Origin of the sequence: Bifidobacterium sp. M3-N-101 (assembly GCF_023656805.1) — a bacterium.
Lineage (GTDB): Bacteria > Actinomycetota > Actinomycetes > Actinomycetales > Bifidobacteriaceae > Bifidobacterium > Bifidobacterium breve.
This window is the reverse complement of record NZ_JAMOKQ010000004.1, coordinates 207663-230706: the sequence shown is the minus strand read 5'-3', so window position 1 is coordinate 230706 and position 23044 is coordinate 207663. Positions and strand designations below refer to the sequence as shown.

Genomic DNA, 23044 nt, shown 5'->3' with positions numbered 1-23044 from the left:
GGCACCATTTCCACACGGTCTGCGGATGCAATCCTTCCAGTCTGGCCCATTCCTTTACCAACATGAGATTTATTATAACATAGGATTACTTAAGAAAACAAAACAGTTCAGTAACAGGCAACAACCCCACTCGCCAGATTCGTCCGCGAAGATGCTCAATTCTCTCAAATGGGCTCCTGACAACATTGGAGGAAAAGGAATGCCGGGGGAATACCCCCGGCGACTTGGAGCCTCGCCCTTGCGGGCCAAAGCACTGTTTATTATGCCAAAATACGTGACGACTCGCAACATCCTCATGAATGTTGTTACTGAATTTGATAGAAATAGCAGATGCAGATTCAAACCTAGTCGTTGTAGAGCATTATTGTATAAAGATGTCGCTCATACACTATCAAGAGAATCCGGAACCTTTTTGAATTCATATGCTCGACACGCAATGTATCCAGCGTCGTTTATAATAATTCCTTGTGCCTTAATGGCGTATCGGGCTATAGCGCAGTTTGGTAGCGCGCCTGCTTTGGGAGCAGGATGTCGTGGGTTCAAATCCCGCTAGCCCGACAAACAAAAGAAGCCTGGAATCTCAACGATTCTGGGCTTCTTCTTTTATCCGGCCGCTAAACGATTTATCCGATTTTATCCGATGACCGTAGAACCTATATGGCCTTGCGGCCTAAGGGACTTTTGTGATGTTGGGACCCCACCTGCTAGTCAGTTCGATTCCATGCGACATCGATTTCCGCTTCCCAATCTCAAATGACACCAAAATACCTGCAACGCATTCCGGGATATCCAGACGTCGTACGGCAGTTTCGACGACTATATTTGGCGGTTCACCGGCCGTCATGTCATCTACGAGACAGGCATGACTACATCCCCTCTGTCCGACGCCATCGCAGTGGATCTCAAGACGTACGGCATGCGATTCATCGGCACCACCATCGTCTACGCCTATCTGCAATCCATCGGCGTCATCAATGCACATGAGCCTGGATGCTTCCTGCACCGGGAAAGATGACCTGTGCCGGATTCATAAGGTCGCTCGGGCAGAATCTCTCCGAGAGGAACCAGTGCTTCTAGTTATTTTGCTTATCGAGTTCTTGGTAGCGCTCTTTGACCACGGTGAGGATTCTGGCAGATTGTTTGCGCTACTGCGCGGTGAGCGCTTCGAGCAGTTCGCCGAAAGTCAACCCACCTTCACTACCGGATGACGGATGACGGTTTTGAGGTTTTCCGGTTTTGCTCGGCGCGGATCGGATATGTAGATTTCGTGATGTCGTCGGGCGTCGGAGAGGTCGAGCTCGTAGCCTTGCGAGCGCGCGTAGTCATCCAGAATCGCCACGGTTGCGGGCTCGTCGTCGTACGGGCCCTTGTGCATGACCTGCGCGACCACGCCTTCATCGAAATCGAAGAGATATGCGCGATTGACGTCGGATTCCAGATGTTTGGCGGCAAACGATGCCTTGGCCCACGCAAAGACCTTATCGGTCACGAATTCCGGCAGACGAATCATCGAAGTCCAATGGAAGTCGGCTTTGTGCGCGTAATCGACGCCGGACACACCCTCCCCCATGCTCCATAAGCCCTCCAGCGGAGGCACGGTGTAGTCGAAGTACCCGTCGATATGCTCGGCCGGGTTCTTTGACTTCTTGCTCATTTTGACGGTGAACGAAATGCCGTAAAGCAGTTGCATCGCCTTGGCATAATCGCCGCCTTCTTCATTCGGGTCGCCCACACCGTCCACCGCGACGAACCGCATCGCCGGTACCATGACGATGGCCGGCATGGTCTTCGGCTGATACAGGTCCTTATACTCCTTCTTATAATCGAACGCCATCGCTCATTCCCCTTCCGCCACCGCATCGATCTCGTCCTGATGCCGCCACCGCTTGAGGTTTGGCAGCAGCGCCGACATGCAATCCTCGGCCTGTTCGACGCTGATATGGCAGGATTCCGCCATCATCGGCGCACACGCGGCGATCAATTCATCGCTATTGGCATAGTCCTGAAGAAAAACGCCGTCGTCATAGCAGTAGTTGCAATAATCTCCGCTTCGCGTTCCATCCGGTTCGGTGCCATGGTCTTCCGGGCGATAGAACGGCATGGCGCAACTTTGGCAAAAACCGTTGTCCGGCATCTCCATAAGCCTCGCCATCGGCACCTCAAAACGGGTGCTGATAAGCCGAATCATGTCGATGCTCGGCTCTGCCGTTCCCTTCTCCCAGCGGGAAAGCGCCTGTTGGGTGACGAACAGCTCGTGCGCGAACTGCGACTGCGTAAGACCTCGCTCCTCGCGCACGACTTTGATAACCTGACCGATCGACATGACTACCTCCCGACATCGGAAAACGATTCGAGCGCCTCGCTGTGCGCTTGCTGATTCCAGTCTAAGGGCATGGCCCGTTCGCCAAGCGCGGGTACAACAAACCGTTGTTCGTGCTTGCATCCCGGAGGAAGAAACGGCTCGGTCGAACCTATTTCCTCTCCGCACCCTTCAGTTCTCCCGGTTCCTCTGACTCCTTTGCAAGCGCGGCGGACGGGATAAGCACGCTCACGTATGGGGTTGCGCCGGATAGGACGTTGTCGTAGAAGCGCTGTTTGGCGTCGATGAAGTCGATGGAATCCTGGATTTCCGCAAGCTGTTCGACCAGCCGCGCCCGCTTGTCGGCAAGCATCCGCTTGCGCTCGGGGATGCTCGGCTCGTGGAGGAGAGTAAGGGGCGCGAGTAGGGGTTCGCGGCTTTGCTGCGGTCTCTCCCTCACCCGGCTACACCGGGAGCTCCCTCGTCAGAGGGAGCTTGACTTCGGTCTGGTTATAGGCCCATGGGCTTCTTGGGCTTTTTGGCGCTCATGAGCATGAGGAAGCTGCGGGACTGGGCGGTGATTATGAAGCCCGCCTCATAGCTCAGTTCCGGCCCATTCGGGTTGTGCGTATCCACGACCAGCTGCCACTTACGGCCGTAACGCTCATCCGGCAGAGTGAACATGATCGGCTCGTAATGCGCGTTGAAGATCAGGATGAAGTCGTTGTCGACCATCCGGTTGCCATACCAGTCGACCTCGGGAATATCCGATCCGTTCAGGTAGATCATCATGGAGAACGCATGGGTGTTCTGCCAATCGTCCATATCCATGATGGAACCGGTGTGGTCAAACCATTCGACCTGCGGAATCGTGTTGGAGTCGTCGCCCGGTTCGCGGCCGGTGAAGAAACGACGACGGTGCAGCACCGGATGTTCCAAACGCAAATGAATGAGCTTGGAGACGAACGCAAGAAGCTCTTCCTGGTTCTTGTCGAGATTCCAATCGGTCCACGAAATCTCATTATCCTGGCAGTACGCGTTATTGTTGCCCTGCTGGGTGCGGGCCACTTCGTCGCCACCGCAGATCATCGGAATGCCTTGGCTTAGCAGCAGAGTGGAGAACATGTTACGCATCTGACGCTGGCGCAATTCGTTGACGTCGCGAATGTTGGTGGGGCCTTCCACACCGCAGTTCCAGGAACGATTGTTGCTCTCACCGTCCCGGTTGCCTTCACCATTGGCTTCATTGTGCTTCTCGTTGTAGCTGACCAGATCGTTCATCGTGAAGCCGTCATGCGCGGTGATGAAGTTCACGGATGCCACCGGTCGGCGGCCATTGACCTGATACAGGTCGGAGCTGCCCATCAGGCGAGAAGCAAATTCAGGCAAAGTGGACGGTTGCGAGCGCCAGAAGTCGCGCACGGTATCGCGGTAGCGACCGTTCCACTCGGACCAGCTGGACGGGAAGCCACCCACCTGATAGCCACCTGAGCCCAAATCCCATGGCTCGGCGATCAGCTTGACGCGCGAGATGATCGGATCCTGTTCCACGATGTCGAAGAACGCGGACAGCTTGTCGACCTCCTGGAACTGGCGAGCCAGCGTGGCGGCCAGATCGAAGCGGAAGCCGTCAACATGCATTTCGGTGACCCAGTAGCGCAGCGAATCGGTGATCAGCTGCAGGGCATGCGGCGAGCGCATAAGCAGTGAGTTTCCGGTGCCGGTGGTGTCGAAGTAGTGCTGCTGATCACCTTCCACCAGTCGGTAGTAGGAGGCGTTGTCGATACCCTTGAAGCTCAGAGTGGGGCCCATATGGTTGCCCTCGGCGGTGTGGTTGTACACCACGTCAAGAATGACCTCCATGCCGGCATGATGATATGCCTTGACCATGGCCTTGAACTCGTTGACCTGTTCGCCGCGTTCCCCGGAAGAGGAATAGGCGTTGTGAGGTGCGAAGAAGCCGATGGTGTTGTATCCCCAGTAGTTCGACAGACCCTTTTCCTGCAGGAAGGAGTCGTTGACGAACTGGTGAATCGGCATCAGTTCAATGGCGGTGACGCCAAGCTTTTTCAAATATTCGATGACGCTCGGATGAGCCAGACCCGCGTAGGTGCCGCGGATATCCGGCGGCACATCCATGTTGAGGTTGGTCATGCCGCGCACATGCGCCTCATAAATCACCGAATCATGGTACGGAATATACGGATGCTGATCATTGCCCCAATCGAAGTAGGGGTTGATGACCGCGGACTTCATGGTGTGAGCCGCCGAGTCGAGGTCGTTCATCGCCGTGTTGTCGTCCGGACTCTTGAACCAGTACGAGAACAGGCTTTCGTCGCCGTCGATATTGCCTTCGATGGCCTTGGCATATGGGTCGAGCAACAGCTTGTTAGGATTGCACCGCAGACCGTTCGCCGGGTCGTACGGCCCGTAGACGCGGTAACCATAACGCTGCCCGGGCTGCAGTCCGGGAATATAGTTATGCCATACGTAGGAGTTCTGCTCGGTCATCTCGACACGCGTCTCCGCATCATCTTCGTCGAACAGACACAACTCCACCTTTTGCGCAACCTGCGAGTACAACGCGAAATTCACACCGGCGCCGTCATAGCTGGCACCCAGCGGATACATTGATCCTGGTCTGATCTGCATACTCTTCAGTATCCCACTTTCTTGTGTTACCGATGTTCGGGCACGGTGAACGTCAGGAGAATAACGTCGGCTTGTCTTTGTCGGAATTCTTGGCGAGGAGCCTGCGCAGCGCCTCGTGCTGGATGGCGATCATTGAATTGGAGGAGGTGATGCGCGTGGCGGCCAGATCGCTCCATGGAATCCATGCGGACTCCACATGCTCATCCGGGTCGAAATGCCGTGGCTCATGTTTGAACGGACCGAGATGCAGCACCATGATGTGAGCCAACTCGTCGGTCATGCCCTCAGAGGAATAGAAGTCACCGACATAGTCGACACCCATGGCATCACAGTCAGGAACCACTCCGGTTTCCTCACCCAATTCACGCAATGCGGCGTCAAGCACATCCTCGCCCTCGTCCATAAGACCCGCGGGCAGCCCATAGGCGAACATGTCCGAACCAGCACGATATTCACGTTCGATAAGGTATCGGTCATTGGACATGTCATGCACGAGCATTACTACGCAAGGTGCATGGCGCAACACCTGACGGCTGATTTCATGTTCTTCGCCGCCTTTGTCGGTCAATGCAATACGCATATCGTCCACATGGAAGATGCGGCCGGTATACACGGTTTCACTGCTCACCACCTTGGCGGGCACATCCATGTCGATACCGTCAGAAGTAGCGTTCAGCTTATGGTCAAGCCGGCGCTCGAGTTGTTCCCGCTTGCTTTCGCCAAACATGCTTCTCCTTCGCAAACGTTTTCAATACCCTACTGTAGTGGCTCAGTCTTGACGGGAGATGATGGACAGCGTCCATGGGTCAGTCGTGTCGCGGAACCATTCGACCTCGGGACGAGAACCTGTCGCCCGTTCGACGGCAACAGGCACATCCTCAAGCGCATAATTGAACCACATGGATTCGATGGCAGCATGCGGTGTGTTGATGAAATAAGGACGCACATGCCCATCACCGCTCTCCCCCTGCCCGAGGACAATGCCTTGACCGCGCATTCGTGCCTCGTAACGCGCCTGTTCAATGGCATCAGTCACCGGATGATGCCGTAAATCGCTGGTCACGTATACATCCGCGCCTGTCGCGCGCACTTCATTGAACAAGGAATCACCGGAGCCTGGCAAGATGGCTATACGCCGCACCAGAGCCTCTGGATCGCCGCACATCTGGATACCGAGGGCAGTGACCATGCCATGGTCACTCACCTCATCGAATACGCGCTGAGCAAAATCCTTGAGCGTGATTGGCTCCGGCAAACGACCCACACGTCCAAGCCCGACCGGATGCGCGGCCGCCGTATCTTCGATGGGTACAAGCGGTTGCGAGCCAACAAGCCCGAAATAATCGGCTGCGGCCTGTCCCACGCCGCGGTATGCGGCATCGGCATTCGTATGTCCCACCCATAATCCACAACCGTGCTGGTACAGGCGACGGACAATATCGCCGCGGAAACCAAGTCCGCTGGCCTCATGCACGGATCGGAAGAATAACGGATGATGGGTGACGAGTAGGTCGGCGCCGGTGGCAACGGCCTTATCCACTATGGCCGAGGTCGGGTCGGCCGCGAAGACAATCCGATTCACCCCATGGTTTAGATCGCCCACAATCAGGCCCGGCTCATCCCATTCCTCGGCGTAACGCAACGGATACAGGGTCTCGAGAACGTCGATAACTTGCTTGAGATTCGGCATAGGTCTCATTGTAGTGGAGATGACAGCGATTGCGGTTTGCGGGCACCCTTCATCAAATTTCCGCAGTCCGCTACGGTAATGGTTGCCCTCGGTGGGAGGGCAACTCATACTGCGCGGCAAAAGAAACCGGCAACGAATCAGTGGGCGGCGAGCTGCCAGTCCGATCCGATACCGCAGGACACATCCAGCGGTACGGCAAGATCGACGGCATGTTCCATGGCATTGCGAATCAGCTCGGTGACCTGCTCGCTTTCGCCCGGAGCAATCTCCACCACAAGTTCATCGTGAATCTGCAGGATAATGCGGCTCTTCACACCGGCCTCGTCCAGAGCCTGCCCGGCACGAATCATCGCGATTTTCATGATGTCTGCGGCGGAACCCTGAATCGGCGCGTTCAGCGCTGCGCGTTCGGCGGCGTCACGCGCCATGCGGTTCGTGGAACGCAGCGCCGGAAAATAGCGCCGACGGCCGAAAATCGTTTCGGTATAGCCTTTCTCGCGGGCAGTCGATACCAATGATTCAAGGTAGTCGTGTACCTTGCCGAAGGTGTCGAAATACCGGTTTTTCAGGGCCTCGGCTTCACGCTGCGCAATGTTGAGCTGCTGAGCCAATCCGTAGGTGCTCAATCCGTAGGCAAGGCCATAGCTCATGGCTTTTACATGGCTGCGCTGGTCACCGGTAATCTGATCCACCGGCACGCCATAGACCATCGAGGCCACATATTTATGGAAGTCCGCACCGGAGCGGAATGCCTCGATCAGAGCCTCATCGCCAGACAAATCGGCCATAATACGCAATTCGACCTGCGAATAGTCGCAGCTCATCAGCGCCTCATAGCCTTCTCCCGGCACAAACACACTACGAATCTCACGTCCGACCGCATTACGGTTGGGAATATTCTGCAGATTCGGGTCCACCGAGCTCAATCGGCCGGTGGCGGCCACGGTCTGCTCGAACGTAGTGTGGATACGCTCGTCTGCCTTATTCGTGGCATCAATAAGCGTCTGCACGATCTGCTTAAGCTTATTGGTTTCCCGATGACGCAGCAGCGCCCCGAGGAATCCATTGGCCTGCTCATTATCCACGGAATGGATGTAGAGATTCTGCAATGCCGCCGCATTGGTGGTGTAAGAGCCATTCTTGGTGCGTTTGGTGGGCTTCAAACCCATATCTACAAACAGCACCTTCTGCAACTGCTTGGGGCTCTGCAGATTGATCTCACCACCTGCATACTGCCATGCCATTTCCTGTGCCTGACGGGCATCGGCGGCAAACCGGTCACGCATGTCGGTGAGCCTGGAACGGTCGATTTTTGCCCCCGAATGCTCCATGCCGTGCAGCACCCGGGAAACCGGCAGCTCAATGGCACGCATCAGCCAGTATTGCCGACGCTCGTCGATGACCGGCCCCAAAGTAACGGCCAGTTCGCGGATAACAGCCAAATCATGCACACGCCGTTCGTTCAGGTCTTCCTCGGTGTGTTCGTCGTCGAAATCCAGCACACCTTGGGCCGGCTGCTCGGCATCGACAACATGAATATCCAGGAAGTGTTCGGCTGCCTGATTGAGATTGTCGGCATGGAAGTCAGGCTGGGCAAGGTATCCGCCCAGTTTGGTATCGAACATCGGCAATGCCATGCCCAATCCGGCGGCAGAAAGCAGGTGAAGCAGTTCCTTGTATCCGTGGACGATGGTACGGAAATGCTCGGCTTTCAGGAACCGATCAAGAGCGGTCTGCACTGATGATGCCATCGGAGCCTCGATAATGGCTGCTGAGGATGCCGTAGCAACGGCGCATGCCTGCACATGGGCGCGCCCGGGCCGCGCGTCTCCCCATGCGGTCACCGTCCAGGCATGACCGACCGCGTCACCGCACATGATGTGACGTTCGGCCTCATTGCTGTAATCGGAAACCGGGAAATCAACAATGTCGTCAGGAACATTGATCTCATGACGATGGGCTTCGACCCACTGCTCGAACTGTGCCGCGGATTCAATAACCGTGATTTTCGGTGTGTCCAAACCGGAACCCAGCTCGTCTTCTGCAGGACCATCCGACTGTGCGGCCGCTGCTCCCTGGGCGGTTCCAGCTGGGCTCACGCCACCATTGAAAATCTTCATCACGCGGGTCTTGGTACGCGGACCGAACTCGAGCTCTTTGAAGAGAGCATCAACCTGGGCCACATCCACTGAGCCGAACGTCAGATCCTCGATATCGACACCGAGATCCACGTCGCGCACCAGCGCATTGACCTTGCGGTTCAGCTTGACCTGATCGATATTGGCGCGCAACGCCTCACCTTTTTTGCCGGTGACCTCGTCTGCGTGTTCGCAAATGGCATCCAGCGAGCCATACTGGTTGATCCATTTGGCCGCATATCCGTCGCCCACGCCGGGCACACCGGGAATATTATCGGCGGTCTCACCACGCAGAGCCGCCAAATCAGGGTATTGTGCCGGCGTGACCTTGTACTTGTCCACGATGGACTGAGGCGTCATATGCTTCAGGTCTTTGAAGTGATGGCCTGGGTAGAGCACGGTGACGTTGTCGTCCACAAGCTGGAAGGCATCTCTGTCGCCGGACAATACCAGCGTGTGATAGCCGGCGTCGTCTCCCATAGTGGCGAGAGTGGCGATGATGTCATCGCCCTCATACCCCTGCTTTTCGATATACGTGACGCCCAGGGCCTTGAGCATGCGCTGAATCAAAGGCAGCTGGGTGAGCAGCTCCTCGGGCGCGGCCTCACGGGTGCCCTTGTACTGCGGAAGCATGTCGTTGCGGAACGTGCCGCCCTTCATATCGAAGGCTACACCTAGATGGTCTGGCTTCTCCGCTTCAATCACCTGAGACAGCATGGTGGCAAAGCCCCATACCGCGTTAGTGGCTTGCCCTGCTGCGGTACTGAAATTTTCAACCGGCAGGGCGTAAAACGCACGAAAGGCCAGCGAGTGGCCATCCACCACCAGCAAAGTTTCATTGGTGGGCTCGGTCACGCTGGCCTCTCCCCTAATCGGTTCATTTGTTTGTTGGCTCAGCGCTCGTCGGTCTCGGACGGCTTCGGATCGCCGTACTTGGCGATGATGGCCTGCGCAAGACGCTTCTTAGGAATGCGCTGATCCATGGATGTCTTCTGAATCCAACGGAAAGCACCCTGCTCGGAGAAGTCGGCCTTGTCCATCAATAGACCCTTGGCACGATCCACAAGCTTGCGTTCCTCAAGGGTGTCCTCAGCCTTCTTGAGCTTTTCCTCGGTCTCCTTGAGCTGATCGGTGGTTTCCTGAAGCTTGCGTTCGCTGCGCTCGACGTTGTCCAGAAGATCGTTGATTTCAGCGAAACGACCCATGGCGACTTCGAGGGTCGGCAGGAGCTTGGATTCCTCGTACGGCTTGGTGACATATGCCATGGCACCGGCACCGGTGGCCTTCTTGACCAAATCGGTCTGGGAGAAGGCGGTGAGCATGACCACGGGAGCGATGTTCTCGTCGCAGATGATGCCGGCGGCGGCGATGCCATCCATACGCGGCATCTTGACGTCCATGCACACCACGTCCGGGCGGAACTTGCGGGTCAGTTCGACGGCTTCCTCGCCATTGGCGGCCTGGCCGACGACCTCGTAACCATTGTCTTCGAGCATGGCCACCAAATCCATACGATTCACGGCCTCGTCCTCGGCCACGACAACGGTACGCGGGCCGTTCTCGGGCTTGGTTTTGCACTCAGCAGGCTCGCCGTCTTCCTCGGCCACAGCCTTGAGTTCTTCGTCGGTCAGCACCTCGTCGACGTCGATGCTCGGTTCCTCGGACTTCTTCCTTGCAGCCATGCCACCCTCTTTTCCGATTGTGACCAAATACAAATGACCCCTCGCGATTCGCGAAGGTCGTTATTTGAGTCTGACCTTTTTGCGAAAGTGCCCTCGGTGGGACTCGAACCCACACTGCGCAGATTTTGAGGCTGCTTCCTCTACCAATTGGGATACGAGGGCGTGCCAAAGCACTCTTGCAGAGCTTAGCATATCAATTCGACTCTCCCGCCATAAGACACGCGATAGCCGTCATCATCGCTAACGGCGTACCCGAGTGTTGCCTATCGTCAGGCGTGTCGCCGCGGCCTACAATAGGCCATAGGTTGATGTTCCGCTTCTGTTAGGAGGGCATATGAGCAACGAAACCTACCGCCAGTTTGACCCGTGGCGTCCTTCTCCGGTCAAGGAGATTTCCCGCAGGCAAATCGTGGAGACGCATTATTTCAATGTCGATCATGTCTCGTACGAATCGAATCAGATCGGCTCGTTTGAACGCTATTTTGTCCAGGAACTCAACGGCGACACCGTCGCTGTGTTGGCCGTCACCGAAGACGGCATGATTCCGTTGGTTGAGCAGTACCGTATTGCCAACCATCGGTGGACATTGGAGATTCCGGCTGGGCACGCCAACAATCCTTCCGAACGCCCGACCGATGTGGCCAAGCGCAAGCTGGCCGAGGAAGCCGGATTCGACGCCGACAAATTCACGCAGTTCACCCGGTTCATGAATACGCCGAGCTATTCCACCCAGCACACCTCGATATTCTTTGCCACCGGTCTCAAGCCGGTGTCTCGTCAGGAGATCGGGCCGGAAACGCCTCGTTCCGACGTCCGACTGGTCTCGGTGGACGAGGCCTATGAAATGGTGGTCAACGGCACGATTCTCGATGCCAAAACCGTGATCGCGATTCTGCGACTGAAGAGTGGCAGCCTGCAGCATCTCAATGACTAAGTGAGGAGACAAGAGCCGCAATTCGCCTCGAATGCGACTCCGACTCCTCTCCCTACGCAACAAAAAGTCCCATCCAATCGGATGGGACTTTCGTCTACTACTAGCGTGTGCTAGTCAGCGAGCGAATAATCAGTCGCAAGCGCCAACAGTGTGCACGTAGATGGAGTCGGTGCGGCCCGGCTGGTGATCGCCCTGAGCGGAGCTCAGAATGACGATCTTGTCGCCGTCAACAACCTTGCCGGCGTCCTTGAGGACCTTGTCGGTGAAGATCATGAGGTCCTTGCGGGACTTGTCGTGGTAGTCCTCCTTGAGCAGGAAGGCTTCGGTGCCCCAAGACAGAGCCAGCCAGTGGTAGGTGTGCTCGTTGTTGGTCAGGCCGTAGATCGGGGCGGCCGGACGCTCGCGGGACACGCGGTGCACGGTGGAACCGGTCTGGGTGTAAGCAACGATGGCCTTGGCGTTGAGCTTGTCAGCCAGATCCACAGCAGCGGAGGAAACAGCGCCGGTGGAAGACATGTCAAGGTTCTTGAGCTCCGGGATACGGTCGAAGCCGTGGTCGGTGGCGTAAGCGGAAATACGGGCCATGGTAGCCACGGTCACATCCGGGTACTTACCAACGGCGGTCTCGTTGGAGGTCATGGTAGCGTCGGAGCCGTCGAGAACGGCGTTGGCGCAGTCGGAGGCCTCTGCACGGGTCGGGACCGGGGAGTTCACCATGGAGCCGAGGACTTCGGTGGCCACGATGACCGGCTTGGCGTACTGGCGGGCCAGCTCGATGATGCGCTTGGTGGCCAGCGGGACCTCTTCCAGCGGGCACTCAACAGCCATGTCGCCGCGGGCGGCCATGACGCCGTCGAAGGTCTTGACGATCTCTTCGAGGTTCTCCAGAGCCTGCGGCTTCTCGATCTTGGCGACGATCGGAATACGACGGCCTTCCTCATCCATAATCTCGTGGGCGCGGTCGATGTCGGTGGCGAAACGCACGAAGGACATGGCGATGATGTCGGCACCGGTGCGGATGGCCCAGCGCAGGTCGGCCTCATCCTTCTCAGTCAGAGCCGGCAGAGAGACGGCGACGCCCGGCAGGTTGATGCCCTTGTGGGAGGACACGGGGCCAGCGACGACAACCTTGGTGTGCACGTTGTTGCCCTCGACCTTGGTGACCTCAAGGCGAACCTTGCCGTCATCGATCAGAATCGGGTCGCCCGGGTGGCAGTCACCCGGCAGGCCCTTGAACGTGGTGGAGGTGATGTGCTCGTCACCCTCAACGTCGTCGGTGGTGATGATGAATTCCTGGCCGAGCGTCAGCTGGACCTTGTCCTCGCCCTCGGCGTTCTTCTTGAACCAACCGCAGCGAATCTTCGGGCCCTGCAGATCAACGAGAGCGGCCACGTTGCGGCCGGTGGCCTCGCTGGCCTTGCGCACGTTGTTGTACACGTTGAGGTGATCTTCGGGGGTGCCGTGGGAGCGGTTCAGACGAGCAACGTCCATACCGGCTTCGACGAGCTTGAGAAGGTTGTCGTAATCCTCGGTGGAAGGACCGATGGTGTCTACGATCTTGGCTTTACGCATGAATGCCTGCCTATTCTTGTTCTTTTTTGGTTCGAGGCGCGATTGCCTCACTTGCCGCAGCCCAGTCTACTAGCGCAGACCGGCTCATGACAAGTTTATTCCCCGGTGTGTTGTGAGCGCTCACACTGTTGCGCCGATTGGGTTTTGAGGGGTTGATTTCCCTATGATTTCAGGCCTTCTCAGCGCTTTCCACTTGCTTCATCTTGACCACAGAAGCCAAAGCCGCTCCGCCGATTGCCAGGACAATCACAGCAAGGGAGAGCCATGTTGGCACTTCAGGCACCCAATGCACGCCTTCGCCGCCGTTGATGAACGGCAGAGTATTGCCGTGCAGCGCCTCCATAATGAGCTTGACACCGATGAAGCCCAGCACCACGGACAAGCCAATCGGCAGATAGACAAGCTTGTCGAGCAAGGCGCCAAGCAAGAAGTACAGCTGCTGCAGGCCAAGCAATGCGAACACATTGGAGGTGAACACCAGGAACGGGTCCTTGGTCAGACCGAAGATTGCGGGAATCGAGTCAAACGCGAACATAACATCGGTGGTGCCGATGGTCAGGAACACGATGAGCATCGGGGTCCAATAGCGCACGCCGTTCTTGGTGGTGCGCAGCTTCTCGCCGTCGTAATCGTCGGTAATCTTAATGACCTTACGCAACGCACGGATGATGCCGTTTTCGTGGTATTCCTCATCCTCATCGCCGCCAAGCACCAACTTGAGCGCGGTGTAGATCAGGAATGCGCCGAAGATAAAGAACACCCAGGTGAAACGGGTGATCAGAGCCGCACCAATCAGAATGAACAGACCACGGAAAATCAACGCGATGGTGATACCGACCGACAGCACATATTTCTGGATCTGCTTGGGTACTGCGAAGTTCGACATAATGATGACGAACACGAAAAGATTGTCGATCGATAGCGAATACTCGGTCAGCCAGCCGGAATAGAACTCGATGGCCGGCTTGGAACCAGCGAAAAACCAGATGCATCCACCGAATATGAGCGCCATGACCACGAAGAACGCGATATGCTGCACGCATTCCTTGGTGGAAGGCACGTGCGGGCGACGGCCAATGACGAACAGGTCGACGATGAAGAACAGTGCGAGCACCACAAAGGTGATGATTTCAAATGCGAGTGGGGTTTCTGCCATGATTCCCTACACTAACTTATGTCTGTGACGGGTTTACTTATTCGCCTCAGTCATTTGACGCAGCTCTTTTTTGAGGTCGCGGATTTCGTCGCGTAGACGGGCGGCGAGCTCGAATTGGAGCTGTTCGGCGGCAGTGTGCATCTGTTCAGAGAGTTGACGAATCAAATCAGCCAGGTCCTGTGCGGGCAGTCCGGCCTTGAGGATTTCCTCATGACGCTTGTCGGCTTCGTTGGGATCGAGCACGGGCACGCCCAGATGCGTGTTGCCGGCCTTGCCTGCATTGCGATAACCGCCCTCGAGCAGGGTCTGGGTGTCCACATCCTCTTTGGCCAGCATGTCGTTGACATCGCTGATTTTCTTAATCAACGGCTTCGGATCAATGCCGTGCTCCTTGTTATAGGCAATTTGCTTGGCGCGGCGACGATCGGTCTCGTCAATGGCCTTGCGCATGGCATCAGTGGTCTCATCGGCGTACATGATTACCGTGCCTGACACGTTTCGTGCGGCACGACCGATGGTCTGAATCAGTGAACGATAGGAACGTAGGAAACCTTCCTTATCGGCATCGAGAATCGCCACCAAGGAGACTTCCGGCAAGTCAAGGCCCTCACGCAGCAGGTTGATGCCGACTATCACGTCGATTTTGCCCTCACGCAGCATGCGCAGCAGTTCGACACGACGCAGCGTGTCCACGTCGGAATGCAGGTATTCGACCTTGATGCCGCGTTCCAGCAGATAGTCAGTCAGATCCTCGGCCATCTTCTTGGTCAATGTGGTGACCAGCGCACGCTCGTTCCTGTCTACGCGCGCCTTGATCTCCCCAAGCAAGTCGTCAATCTGACCCTTGACCGGTCGCACATCGATTTTCGGATCCAGCAGGCCGGTCGGACGGATGATCTGCTCGACCACGCCATCCGAAAGTCCCAGCTCATAGTCACCTGGCGTGGCGGAGAGGTATACGGTCTGGCCCACGCGCTGCAGGAATTCCGGCCATTTCAACGGACGATTATCCATTGCGGAGGGCAGTCTGAAGCCGTGCTCGACCAGCGTGCGCTTACGGGAGGCGTCGCCCTCATACATGGCGCCGATCTGCGGCACGGTGACATGCGATTCGTCAATGACCAGCAGGAAATCATCAGGGAAAAAGTCAAGCAATGTGTGCGGCGGAGTACCGGCGGCACGACCGTCGAAATGACGCGAATAGTTCTCGACGCCGGAACAGACACCCACCTGGGTGAGCATTTCCAAATCATAGGTGGTACGCATGTTGAGGCGCTGGGCTTCCAGCTCCTTGCCCTGCTTGCGCAGCTCGGCCAGACGCTCGTCAAGTTCCTCGCGAATGGTTTTCAGGGCCCGTTCCATGCGTTCGGGACCGGCCACATAATGCGAGGCCGGGAAAATATGAACCTCGTTTTCCTCATCGATTTCGTCTCCGGTCAACGGATGGAGCGTGGAAATGCGGTCGATCTCGTCACCAAAGAATTCGATACGCACCGCCAGTTCCTCGTAGACAGGGATGATTTCGACGGTGTCGCCCCGCACGCGGAACGTACCGCGGGTGAAGGCGATGTCGTTGCGCTTGTATTGCATGGCAACAAATTGACGCAGCAGGTCATCACGGTTGATCTCTTGACCCACCTTGAGGAAGAGCATACGGCCGGCATATTCTTCCGGCGTGCCCAAGCCGTAGATGCAGGATACCGTGGCCACCACCACGCAATCACGCCGGGTCAGCAGGTTTGCGGTGGCCTGATGACGAAGCCGTTCCACATCGTCATTGATATTGGAGTCTTTCTCTATATAGGTATCCGTCTGCGGGATATAGGCTTCCGGCTGGTAGTAGTCGTAGTAGCTCACGAAGTAGCTGACGGCGTTGTCCGGCATAAGTTCGCGGAATTCGGCGCACAGCTGCGCGGCCAGCGTCTTGTTGGGCTCAATGATGAGGGTCGGGCGCTGCAGTTTCTCTATCAGCCAGGCGGTGGTGGCGGTTTTACCAGTACCGGTGGCACCCATCAGAACCACGTCATTTTCACCGTTTTCGATGCGTTCAGACAGCTCGGCGATAGCCTGTGGCTGGTCGCCAGATGGTTGATAGGGCGATTTGACGACGAAAGACTTGTCCGCACGCTCGATATTGAATCCCATGAGGCTTTATCTTAGCGGGCCCGGTTCACAGCAAATTATTCTCAATAAGAAAAGTGTGAGGATTTCGCTTTGACAATCGAACACAATCCCCCGAGAAACAGCTCATTCCCGCCATTCCTTTCAATGCGCGATTGAGCGGTATTGTGCGTTTGCCTCACACTTTCTCTAGTGCCGTTCATTTTGTGTGAGCCATCCCACGTATATTTCATCCACTTGGGCCAGCATCTCAGGTATTGGACGGGTGGAGTCGATGACGATGTCAGCGATAGCCCGACGTTCCTCCTCGCTGGACTGGTGGCGGATGCGCGCTTCAGCCTGTTCGAGACTCATACCGCGTTCCTCGATCATACGGTCAAGCCGTATGCACACCGGTGCCTCGACGGTGACGATATGGTCGAAAGTGAAAGGAATGGTATCGATTACTTCGGCGAGCAGCGGGATGTCATGGACGATGACGATTGTCTCGGGATGCTTACGTTCCAGACGCGCCGCCTCGGCGTAAATCAGCGGATGCTCGATGGCATCAAGGCGTTCACGCGCGCCCGTTCTGGCATCCTTGCCAAAGATATGGTCGGCAATCCATTGGCGATTCATGGTACCGTCAGCGTTAAGGGCATCAGAACCGAATTCGGCGACAATCTGCGGCAGCGCCACTCCCCCAGGTTCGACGATCTGGCGGGCCAGGGCATCGTAGTCGATATGCAACGCGCCCAGCTCACGCAACCGTGCGGCCACTGTGCTTTTGCCGGCTGCGATACCGCCAGTCAGTCCTATTCGCATCATGGTGCCTATCGTAGCTGCAACTCCCCTCAAGTCGACTATCGTCGACAGCTCCCCCTCAGGAAGGGGAGTCATTGGCGGATAACTCCCGAAACGCAAGAAACCCGGCCCACTCGGACCGGGTTTCTTCAGACGCTAAGCGTTAGCTTCGCGGCAAACTCACTTGCCGAGCAGCTGGTCGCGCAGGGCGGCGAGCTGATCGGAGTCGGCGAGGGTGCCGGTAGCCGGAGCAGCGGAAGAGTAGTTGGAGGTCTCCTCGACCGGCTTCTCTTCCTTCTGGTTCTGGCCGTCGGCGGCAGCGGACTCGGCCGCATTTGCCAGTTCCTTGGCCACGAACTCCTTGTGCTCTTCCCACAGGTCGTGAGCGGCGGCGTACTGGGCTTCCCACTCCTCGCGCTGCTTCTCGTAACCAGCGATCCACTCGTTGGTGTTCGGGTCGAAGCCTTCGGGGTACTTGTAATTGCCCTGCTCGTCGTACTCGGCCGGCATACCGTAGATGGCCGGATCGAAGTCCTCGGAAGCCGGGTCAACGGAGTCGTTGGCCTGCTTGAGGGACAGGGAGATGCGGCGACGATCGAGATCGACGTCGATCACCTTGACGAACACGGTCTCGCCCGGCTTGACCACGGTCTCCGGGTTCTCGACGTGACGGTTGGCGAGCTCGGAGATGTGCACCAGGCCCTCGATGCCGTCTTCGACGGAGATGAAGACACCGAACTGGACGATCTTGGTGACCTTGCCCTTGACAATCTGGCCGGGAACGTGGGTGCGAGCGAAACGCTGCCACGGATCCTCCTGGGTCGCCTTGAGGGACAGGGAGATACGCTCACGGTCGAGATCGACGTCGAGCACCTCGACAGTGACCTTGTCGCCAACCTTGACGACCTCAGACGGGTGGTCGATGTGCTTCCAGGACAGCTCGGAAACGTGGATCAGACCGTCAACACCGCCGAGATCGACGAAAGCGCCGAAGTTGACGATGGAGGACACCACGCCTTCACGGATCTGACCCTTCTTGAGCTGGGACAGGAAGGTCTCGCGGACCTCGGACTGGGTCTCCTCAAGGTACTGGCGGCGGGACAGAACCACGTTGTTACGGTTCTTGTCGAGCTCAAGGATCTTGGCCTTGATCTTCTGACCGATGTACGGGGAGAGGTCGCGGACACGACGCATCTCAACGAGGGAGGCAGGCAGGAAGCCACGCAGACCGATGTCGACGATGAGGCCGCCCTTGACGGCTTCAATGACGGTGCCCTCAACGACGCCGTCAGCTTCCTTGATCTTCTCAATGTCGCCCCAAGCACGCTCGTACTGAGCACGCTTCTTGGACAGAATCAGACGGCCTTCCTTGTCTTCCTTGGTGACGACAAGGGCCTCGATGGTGTCGCCGACCTCGACGACTTCGTCAGGATCAACGTCCTTCTTGATGGAAAGCTCGCGGGAGGGGATGACGCCCTCGGTCTTGTAGCCGATGTCCAGGAGGACCTCGTCGTGATCGATCTTGACGACGGTACCCTCAACCAGATCACCATCATCGAAGTTCTTGATGGTGGAATCGACTGCCTTGATGAAGTCCTCTTCGGTGCCGATGTCGTTGATGGCAACCTTGGTGACTTCAGTGTTGTTCTCTGCCATGTAAATATATGGTTTCTAATAGTGGATGGATAATTTCTCGATATTCAGTTATACGTATGCCCTTGCAGACATACAGATATTTACGATACAAGCAACTCTGCCCAAATTTCCTAGAACAATTCGGGTGTGTCGCACGCTTTAATTTGCGTTGACCACAGATGGGCTGGAATGTTCTGTTGCCGGGACCGCTCCAGGCCGCTCAGGCCAAGCTTTACGCCCGGCAACAGAACATCCCGGCCCACCTGTTCCTCATCGGGAGGAACGCTCGGCCATTTCTACAACGTTGGCCAGAAGCATGGCTCGGGTCATGGGTCCTACGCCACCGGGGTTGGGGGTGTATGCGGACGCCTTGTCATAGCAGGCCTTGTCCACGTCGCCCTTGATACGGTAGCGACCGGCCTCCTCATCGAATACGCGGCTGACGCCCACATCCACCAGTACCGTCCCCTCCTTGATCTTGTCAGGGGTCACGAAGCCGGCGGAGCCCATTGCGGCGATGATGACATCGGCACGGCGCATATGGTCGGCCACGTCGCGCGTACCGGTGTGGCACAAGGTGACGGTGGCATTGACGGCATTGCGCGTGAGCAGCAGGCCGATGGTGCGGCCGATGGTAATGCCACGGCCCAACACGCACACTTCCTTGCCTTCCAGGTCAATGTTGTAGGCATCAAGCAATTCAAGCACGCCGCGTGGGGTGCAGGGCAACGGTGTTGCGATGTCTGCGCGTACATGCAGCACCAGTTCGCCAAGGTTGTACGGGTGCATGCCGTCCGCATCCTTGGCCGGATCGATCATGTTGATGATCGCGTTTTCATCAACGCCCTTGGGCAGCGGCAACTGCACGATAAATCCGGTGCAAGCCGGGTCATCGTTAAGTTCACGCACGGCCTCGGCAATCTGGCCGAAACTGGCATCGGCAGGCAGTTCCTTCTTGACCGAGGTGATACCCACCTCCTGGCAATCGGCATGCTTGCCGGCCACGTACTTCATCGAGCCGGGATCCTCCCCCACCAGCAGCGTGCCCAGTCCAGGCACCACGCCTTGCGCCTTGAGCTTGTTCACACGTTCGGCGAGATCGGCTTTGATCGTGGCAGCAACCTGCTTGCCGTCGATTATCGTGGACATCCATACCCTTCCATACTGTTCGGCGCATTCTATCGAAACGATAGGCTATCGTTGGAACAAATCAGGATTATATCGTTCGTCCATCTCAACGAAGAAGGCACGCCATGGGGATTCGGATTACACGACTCACGAAACTCGCCGCAGCCGGCCTAGGCGCCGTCATGCTGTTCGCTTCCGCGGCTTGCGGCTCGGCCACAACCCAAACCGAGCCGAACACCAAGCAGAACGTACCCGAGCCCACCGGTCCGATCAACGTGGTCGCCTCCATCAACCAATGGGGGTCGCTGGCCGCGGAACTTGGTGGAGATGACGTGACGGTCACCTCCATCATGAACTCCACCAATGTGGATGCCCATGATTTCGAGCCGAAAACCTCGGACGTCGCCAAACTATCCCAAGCACAGATCGTGGTGGCCAACGGCGCCGGCTATGATTCCTGGGCGACCAAGCCGTTGTCGAAAAGTTCCACCTTGGTTTCCGCCGCTTCCGTTATGGGCGCCATGGAAGGCGACAACCCTCACCTATGGTTCTCCAAGGACGCACGCTCGAGCATGGCCTCCGCCATCACCGAGGCATATGTCAAAGCTCTGCCCAGCAAGAAGAAAATATTCCAGAAGCGACTGAAGAATTGGCTGAACAGCGAAAAAACACTGGAAACCTGGGTCAACGACTTCACCAAAACCCATACCGATCTCACGTACGCGGCAACCGAACCCGTGGCCTACTATCTCATGGCCGACGTGGGGTTCAAGGACGCAACCCCCAAGGGCTATACGCAGTCGACGGCTTCCGGCGGCGAACCAGCACCGGCGGATCTGCAGGCTTTCCAGACGCTTATTGAAGACAAGGGCGCGGATGTATTGATCAACAACACGCAGGAAGCCAGCGATGCCACCAATATGATCACCGGCACCGCAGGCAAATCCGATGTGCCGGTCGTCGATGTCTCCGAGCAGATGCCCGCGGACGCCACCACGCTGAATGCTTGGATTAACCAGCTCATCAACACCATCATTGACGCGGTGGATCCGACTTACGGCTGTGATGCCGGCACCGGCGACAACACCGAAGGCGATGCGTCCGGAGAAAATTCCTCCGACACTGCCGCAAACCAGTCCGACTCCGCCAACGATGCAGGTACCACTTATATCCGCGAATGCAAGGCCACGAACGCCGACTCCGCCAGTGATTCAGCAAACTTCGGGACCGACAACTCCACCACCGATACAGAAGGCACCACTCCTTCGAACGAGGGCCAAACCGATCCGGGCAAATGATCGGGGTCCACGGCGGCGAGCTGTGACCATAGTATGCATATGCGCGAAGGCCATGCTTCCGATATGACATCGGTTGCATGGCCTTTGCCATAACCGCATCATTCGATATTGAGAACGATTGTCAGCATCATTTGCCACAATCGAGCCCTATGAACGAATCTTCCGCATGCATCGTGTTCACGGATGCCGCCATCAAGCGTGGCGATCGCACGATATGGCAACATGGCAACTTCACCATCCCCACCGGTTCGGTCACCGCCATCGTTGGCACTAACGGCACCGGAAAAACCACGATGATGAAGGCCGAGTTGGGCCTGCTGCCTCTCTCGCACGGCTCCCTGACCGTATTGGGCAAGCCGGCCGGAGAGATGAACAAACGCATCGGCTATGTGCCGCAAAGCTATGTTTCCGACGTCGATTCCAATCTCACCGCCGAGCAGTCGGTGCTACTGGGACTGACCGGTACACGATTCGGCATTCATCCCGTCACCAAAACACAGAAGGCCAAGGCACACGAAGCCATGGAATTCACCGGCATCGCAGACAAGGCCCATTACCGTCTGTCCGAGCTGTCCGGCGGCCTGCGTCAGCGTGTCGCCATCGCCCAGGCGCTGGTATGCGACCCACAGCTGCTCATGCTTGATGAGCCGTTGGCCAATCTGGATCTGGCCAGCCAACGATCCACCGTACATGTGCTTGCCAAACTCAATCGCGAACTTGGCATGACTATCCAAGTGGTGGCACATGATCTCAACATGCTGTTGCCGATTCTGACCGGCGCCGTATATCTGCTGGACGGCCATCCGCATTACGCCGATATGCACAAGGTGCTTGATTCCGATCTGCTGACACATTTGTATGGCACACAGGTGCAGGTGGTCACCACCCCGCAGGGAGACATGTTCGTGACCCCCACTCCGGACGAGCCACGCGACCAGCCGCAGGATATGCATACCGCCGCCGAAGTGGCGCAGCTGCACCATCACGAACACAGCACCGATACCGCGACCGCGCACCAATAACGTCTAGCACAGCAGTCAGCACCGTACAGAATCGCCGCGCATACCAAGCCGCGGCATGAGGAAACAAGAGACACAGAGATATCAAAGACCATGAGCACCATCAACTTCTCATATGATCCCGAATGGCTCAGCACGCTATCTGCCCCGTTCATGACCAATGCCTTCATCGCCGGCCTGTGCATCGCATTGGCCGCAGGCGTTATGGGCTACTTCACCATCGCACGACGATCCACCTTCGCCGCTCACGCATTGGCTCATATCGGACTGCCCGGTGCCACCGGCGCGGTGCTGTTCGGCCTGCCCGTCTCGCTGGGCATGGGCGTGTTCGCGCTCGGTGGCGCACTGGTCATCGGCGCATTGGGCAAGCGCGTCTCCGAACGTGAAATCGCCACCGGAACCGTACTGGCCTTTGCCACCGGTCTGGGTCTGTTCTTCGCACGACTGTCCAGCTCGGCTTCCCAGCAGATGCAGTCCATTCTGTTCGGCTCAATCCTGACCATCGTCACCGGCCAGATCATTGGCTTCGCCGTGTTCGACGTGCTGCTGCTAGTCCTCTTGGCGATTATCTACCGTCCGCTGCTGTTCAGCTCGCTCGATGAGCAGGTGGCGCAAGCCAAAGGCGTGCCGATTGGCCTGATGAATGTGGCATTCATGGCGATTATGGCCGGTGTGATTACCATTGCCGTGCCGGCTGTGGGCACACTGCTGATTTTCGCTCTGGTAATCACGCCTGCGGCCACCGCCAATATTCTGGCCGGCTCGCCGTTCAAGGCCATGGTGATTGCCAGCGTGCTGTGCCTGGTGTCCATCTGGGCCGGACTGGTGCTTTCCGCGATGTTCCCCGCTCCCCCAAGCTTCATTATCGTGACGCTGTCCACCCTGTTCTGGGCACTTGCCAAAGCTGTGGAAACGTTGCGGAAGTAGCACTCCGCAC

At 57.2% G+C, this 23044-nt stretch carries 19 protein-coding genes and 2 tRNA genes; 6 read left to right on the top strand and 15 right to left on the bottom strand.

The annotated features are described in order from the left end of the window. The first annotated feature begins 484 nt into the window (after positions 1 to 484). Positions 485 to 558, top strand: a tRNA-Pro gene (locus NBH12_RS04685). Between the two features lie 229 nt (positions 559 to 787). Next, a complete protein-coding gene (locus NBH12_RS04680; protein WP_079287451.1) occupies positions 788 to 1015 on the top strand; it encodes a DNA-3-methyladenine glycosylase I in 228 nt (75 codons plus the stop codon). 168 nt (positions 1016 to 1183) lie between these two features. Here the strand turns inward: NBH12_RS04680 and NBH12_RS04675 are convergent, their stop codons facing one another. The 9 genes from NBH12_RS04675 to NBH12_RS04635 all read right to left on the bottom strand — a co-directional run bounded on the left by NBH12_RS04675 (position 1184) and on the right by NBH12_RS04635 (position 10623). Then, positions 1184 to 1834: a GyrI-like domain-containing protein gene (locus NBH12_RS04675; RefSeq protein ID WP_065456791.1), complete on the bottom strand. Its 651-nt coding sequence runs from the start codon at positions 1832 to 1834 to the stop codon at positions 1184 to 1186. 3 nt (positions 1835 to 1837) lie between these two features. Continuing rightward, a complete protein-coding gene (locus NBH12_RS04670) occupies positions 1838 to 2323 on the bottom strand; it encodes a zinc ribbon domain-containing protein (protein ID WP_019728004.1) in 486 nt (161 codons plus the stop codon). A 148-nt stretch (positions 2324 to 2471) separates the two neighbouring features. Then, positions 2472 to 2672, bottom strand: coding sequence for a transcriptional regulator (locus tag NBH12_RS04665; RefSeq protein WP_065456812.1), 201 nt, complete (start codon positions 2670 to 2672; stop codon positions 2472 to 2474). Between the two features lie 137 nt (positions 2673 to 2809). Then, positions 2810 to 4930, bottom strand: a complete 2121-nt coding sequence (glgX, locus tag NBH12_RS04660) for a glycogen debranching protein GlgX (RefSeq protein ID WP_025301160.1) — start codon at positions 4928 to 4930, stop codon at positions 2810 to 2812. A 73-nt stretch (positions 4931 to 5003) separates the two neighbouring features. Continuing rightward, positions 5004 to 5678, bottom strand: a complete 675-nt coding sequence (locus NBH12_RS04655) for an NUDIX hydrolase (protein ID WP_003831861.1) — start codon at positions 5676 to 5678, stop codon at positions 5004 to 5006. A gap of 42 nt (positions 5679 to 5720) precedes the next feature. Further along, complete coding sequence (locus NBH12_RS04650) at positions 5721 to 6641, bottom strand: Nif3-like dinuclear metal center hexameric protein (RefSeq protein WP_065456790.1); 921 nt, start codon at positions 6639 to 6641, stop codon at positions 5721 to 5723. A gap of 137 nt (positions 6642 to 6778) precedes the next feature. Beyond that, positions 6779 to 9634 (bottom strand): DNA polymerase I, encoded by a 2856-nt coding sequence (polA, locus tag NBH12_RS04645; RefSeq protein ID WP_003831860.1) that lies wholly within the window; start codon positions 9632 to 9634, stop codon positions 6779 to 6781. A 38-nt stretch (positions 9635 to 9672) separates the two neighbouring features. Continuing rightward, complete coding sequence (locus tag NBH12_RS04640) at positions 9673 to 10461, bottom strand: ANTAR domain-containing response regulator (RefSeq protein ID WP_003828934.1); 789 nt, start codon at positions 10459 to 10461, stop codon at positions 9673 to 9675. Between the two features lie 88 nt (positions 10462 to 10549). Next, positions 10550 to 10623 (bottom strand) — tRNA-Leu (locus NBH12_RS04635). Positions 10624 to 10795: 172 nt separating this feature from the next. On the opposite strand from NBH12_RS04635, the gene NBH12_RS04630 reads away from it, so the two are divergent. Continuing rightward, entirely contained in the window at positions 10796 to 11395 is a 600-nt protein-coding gene (locus NBH12_RS04630) for an NUDIX domain-containing protein (protein ID WP_003828931.1), read from the top strand. A gap of 129 nt (positions 11396 to 11524) precedes the next feature. Here the strand turns inward: NBH12_RS04630 and pyk are convergent, their stop codons facing one another. From pyk to NBH12_RS04600, 6 genes are all read right to left on the bottom strand, one after another. Continuing rightward, positions 11525 to 12967: a pyruvate kinase gene (gene pyk, locus NBH12_RS04625; RefSeq protein WP_014483884.1), complete on the bottom strand. Its 1443-nt coding sequence runs from the start codon at positions 12965 to 12967 to the stop codon at positions 11525 to 11527. A gap of 169 nt (positions 12968 to 13136) precedes the next feature. Beyond that, positions 13137 to 14123 carry a TerC family protein gene (locus tag NBH12_RS04620; RefSeq protein WP_014483885.1) on the bottom strand — a complete coding sequence of 329 codons (987 nt, stop codon included), beginning with the start codon at positions 14121 to 14123 and terminating at the stop codon, positions 13137 to 13139. A gap of 33 nt (positions 14124 to 14156) precedes the next feature. Beyond that, positions 14157 to 16268, bottom strand: coding sequence for an excinuclease ABC subunit UvrB (gene uvrB / locus NBH12_RS04615; protein WP_003831859.1), 2112 nt, complete (start codon positions 16266 to 16268; stop codon positions 14157 to 14159). Between the two features lie 165 nt (positions 16269 to 16433). Continuing rightward, positions 16434 to 17060, bottom strand: a complete 627-nt coding sequence (gene coaE / locus NBH12_RS04610) for a dephospho-CoA kinase (RefSeq protein ID WP_025299724.1) — start codon at positions 17058 to 17060, stop codon at positions 16434 to 16436. A 147-nt stretch (positions 17061 to 17207) separates the two neighbouring features. Further along, positions 17208 to 18683, bottom strand: a complete 1476-nt coding sequence (gene rpsA, locus NBH12_RS04605; protein WP_025221431.1) for a 30S ribosomal protein S1 — start codon at positions 18681 to 18683, stop codon at positions 17208 to 17210. Positions 18684 to 18932: 249 nt separating this feature from the next. Beyond that, positions 18933 to 19811 (bottom strand): bifunctional methylenetetrahydrofolate dehydrogenase/methenyltetrahydrofolate cyclohydrolase, encoded by an 879-nt coding sequence (locus NBH12_RS04600; RefSeq protein ID WP_065464761.1) that lies wholly within the window; start codon positions 19809 to 19811, stop codon positions 18933 to 18935. A gap of 104 nt (positions 19812 to 19915) precedes the next feature. On the opposite strand from NBH12_RS04600, the gene NBH12_RS04595 reads away from it, so the two are divergent. The 3 genes from NBH12_RS04595 (at position 19916) to NBH12_RS04585 (ending at position 23034) form a co-directional block, all read left to right on the top strand. Beyond that, positions 19916 to 21088, top strand: coding sequence for a metal ABC transporter solute-binding protein (locus NBH12_RS04595; protein WP_106622253.1), 1173 nt, complete (start codon positions 19916 to 19918; stop codon positions 21086 to 21088). A 149-nt stretch (positions 21089 to 21237) separates the two neighbouring features. Beyond that, positions 21238 to 22110 (top strand): ABC transporter ATP-binding protein, encoded by an 873-nt coding sequence (locus tag NBH12_RS04590; RefSeq protein ID WP_250819219.1) that lies wholly within the window; start codon positions 21238 to 21240, stop codon positions 22108 to 22110. A 90-nt stretch (positions 22111 to 22200) separates the two neighbouring features. Continuing rightward, on the top strand, positions 22201 to 23034 hold the full coding sequence (locus tag NBH12_RS04585; protein WP_250819218.1) for a metal ABC transporter permease: 834 nt from the start codon (positions 22201 to 22203) through the stop codon (positions 23032 to 23034). Positions 23035 to 23044 lie beyond the last annotated feature (10 nt).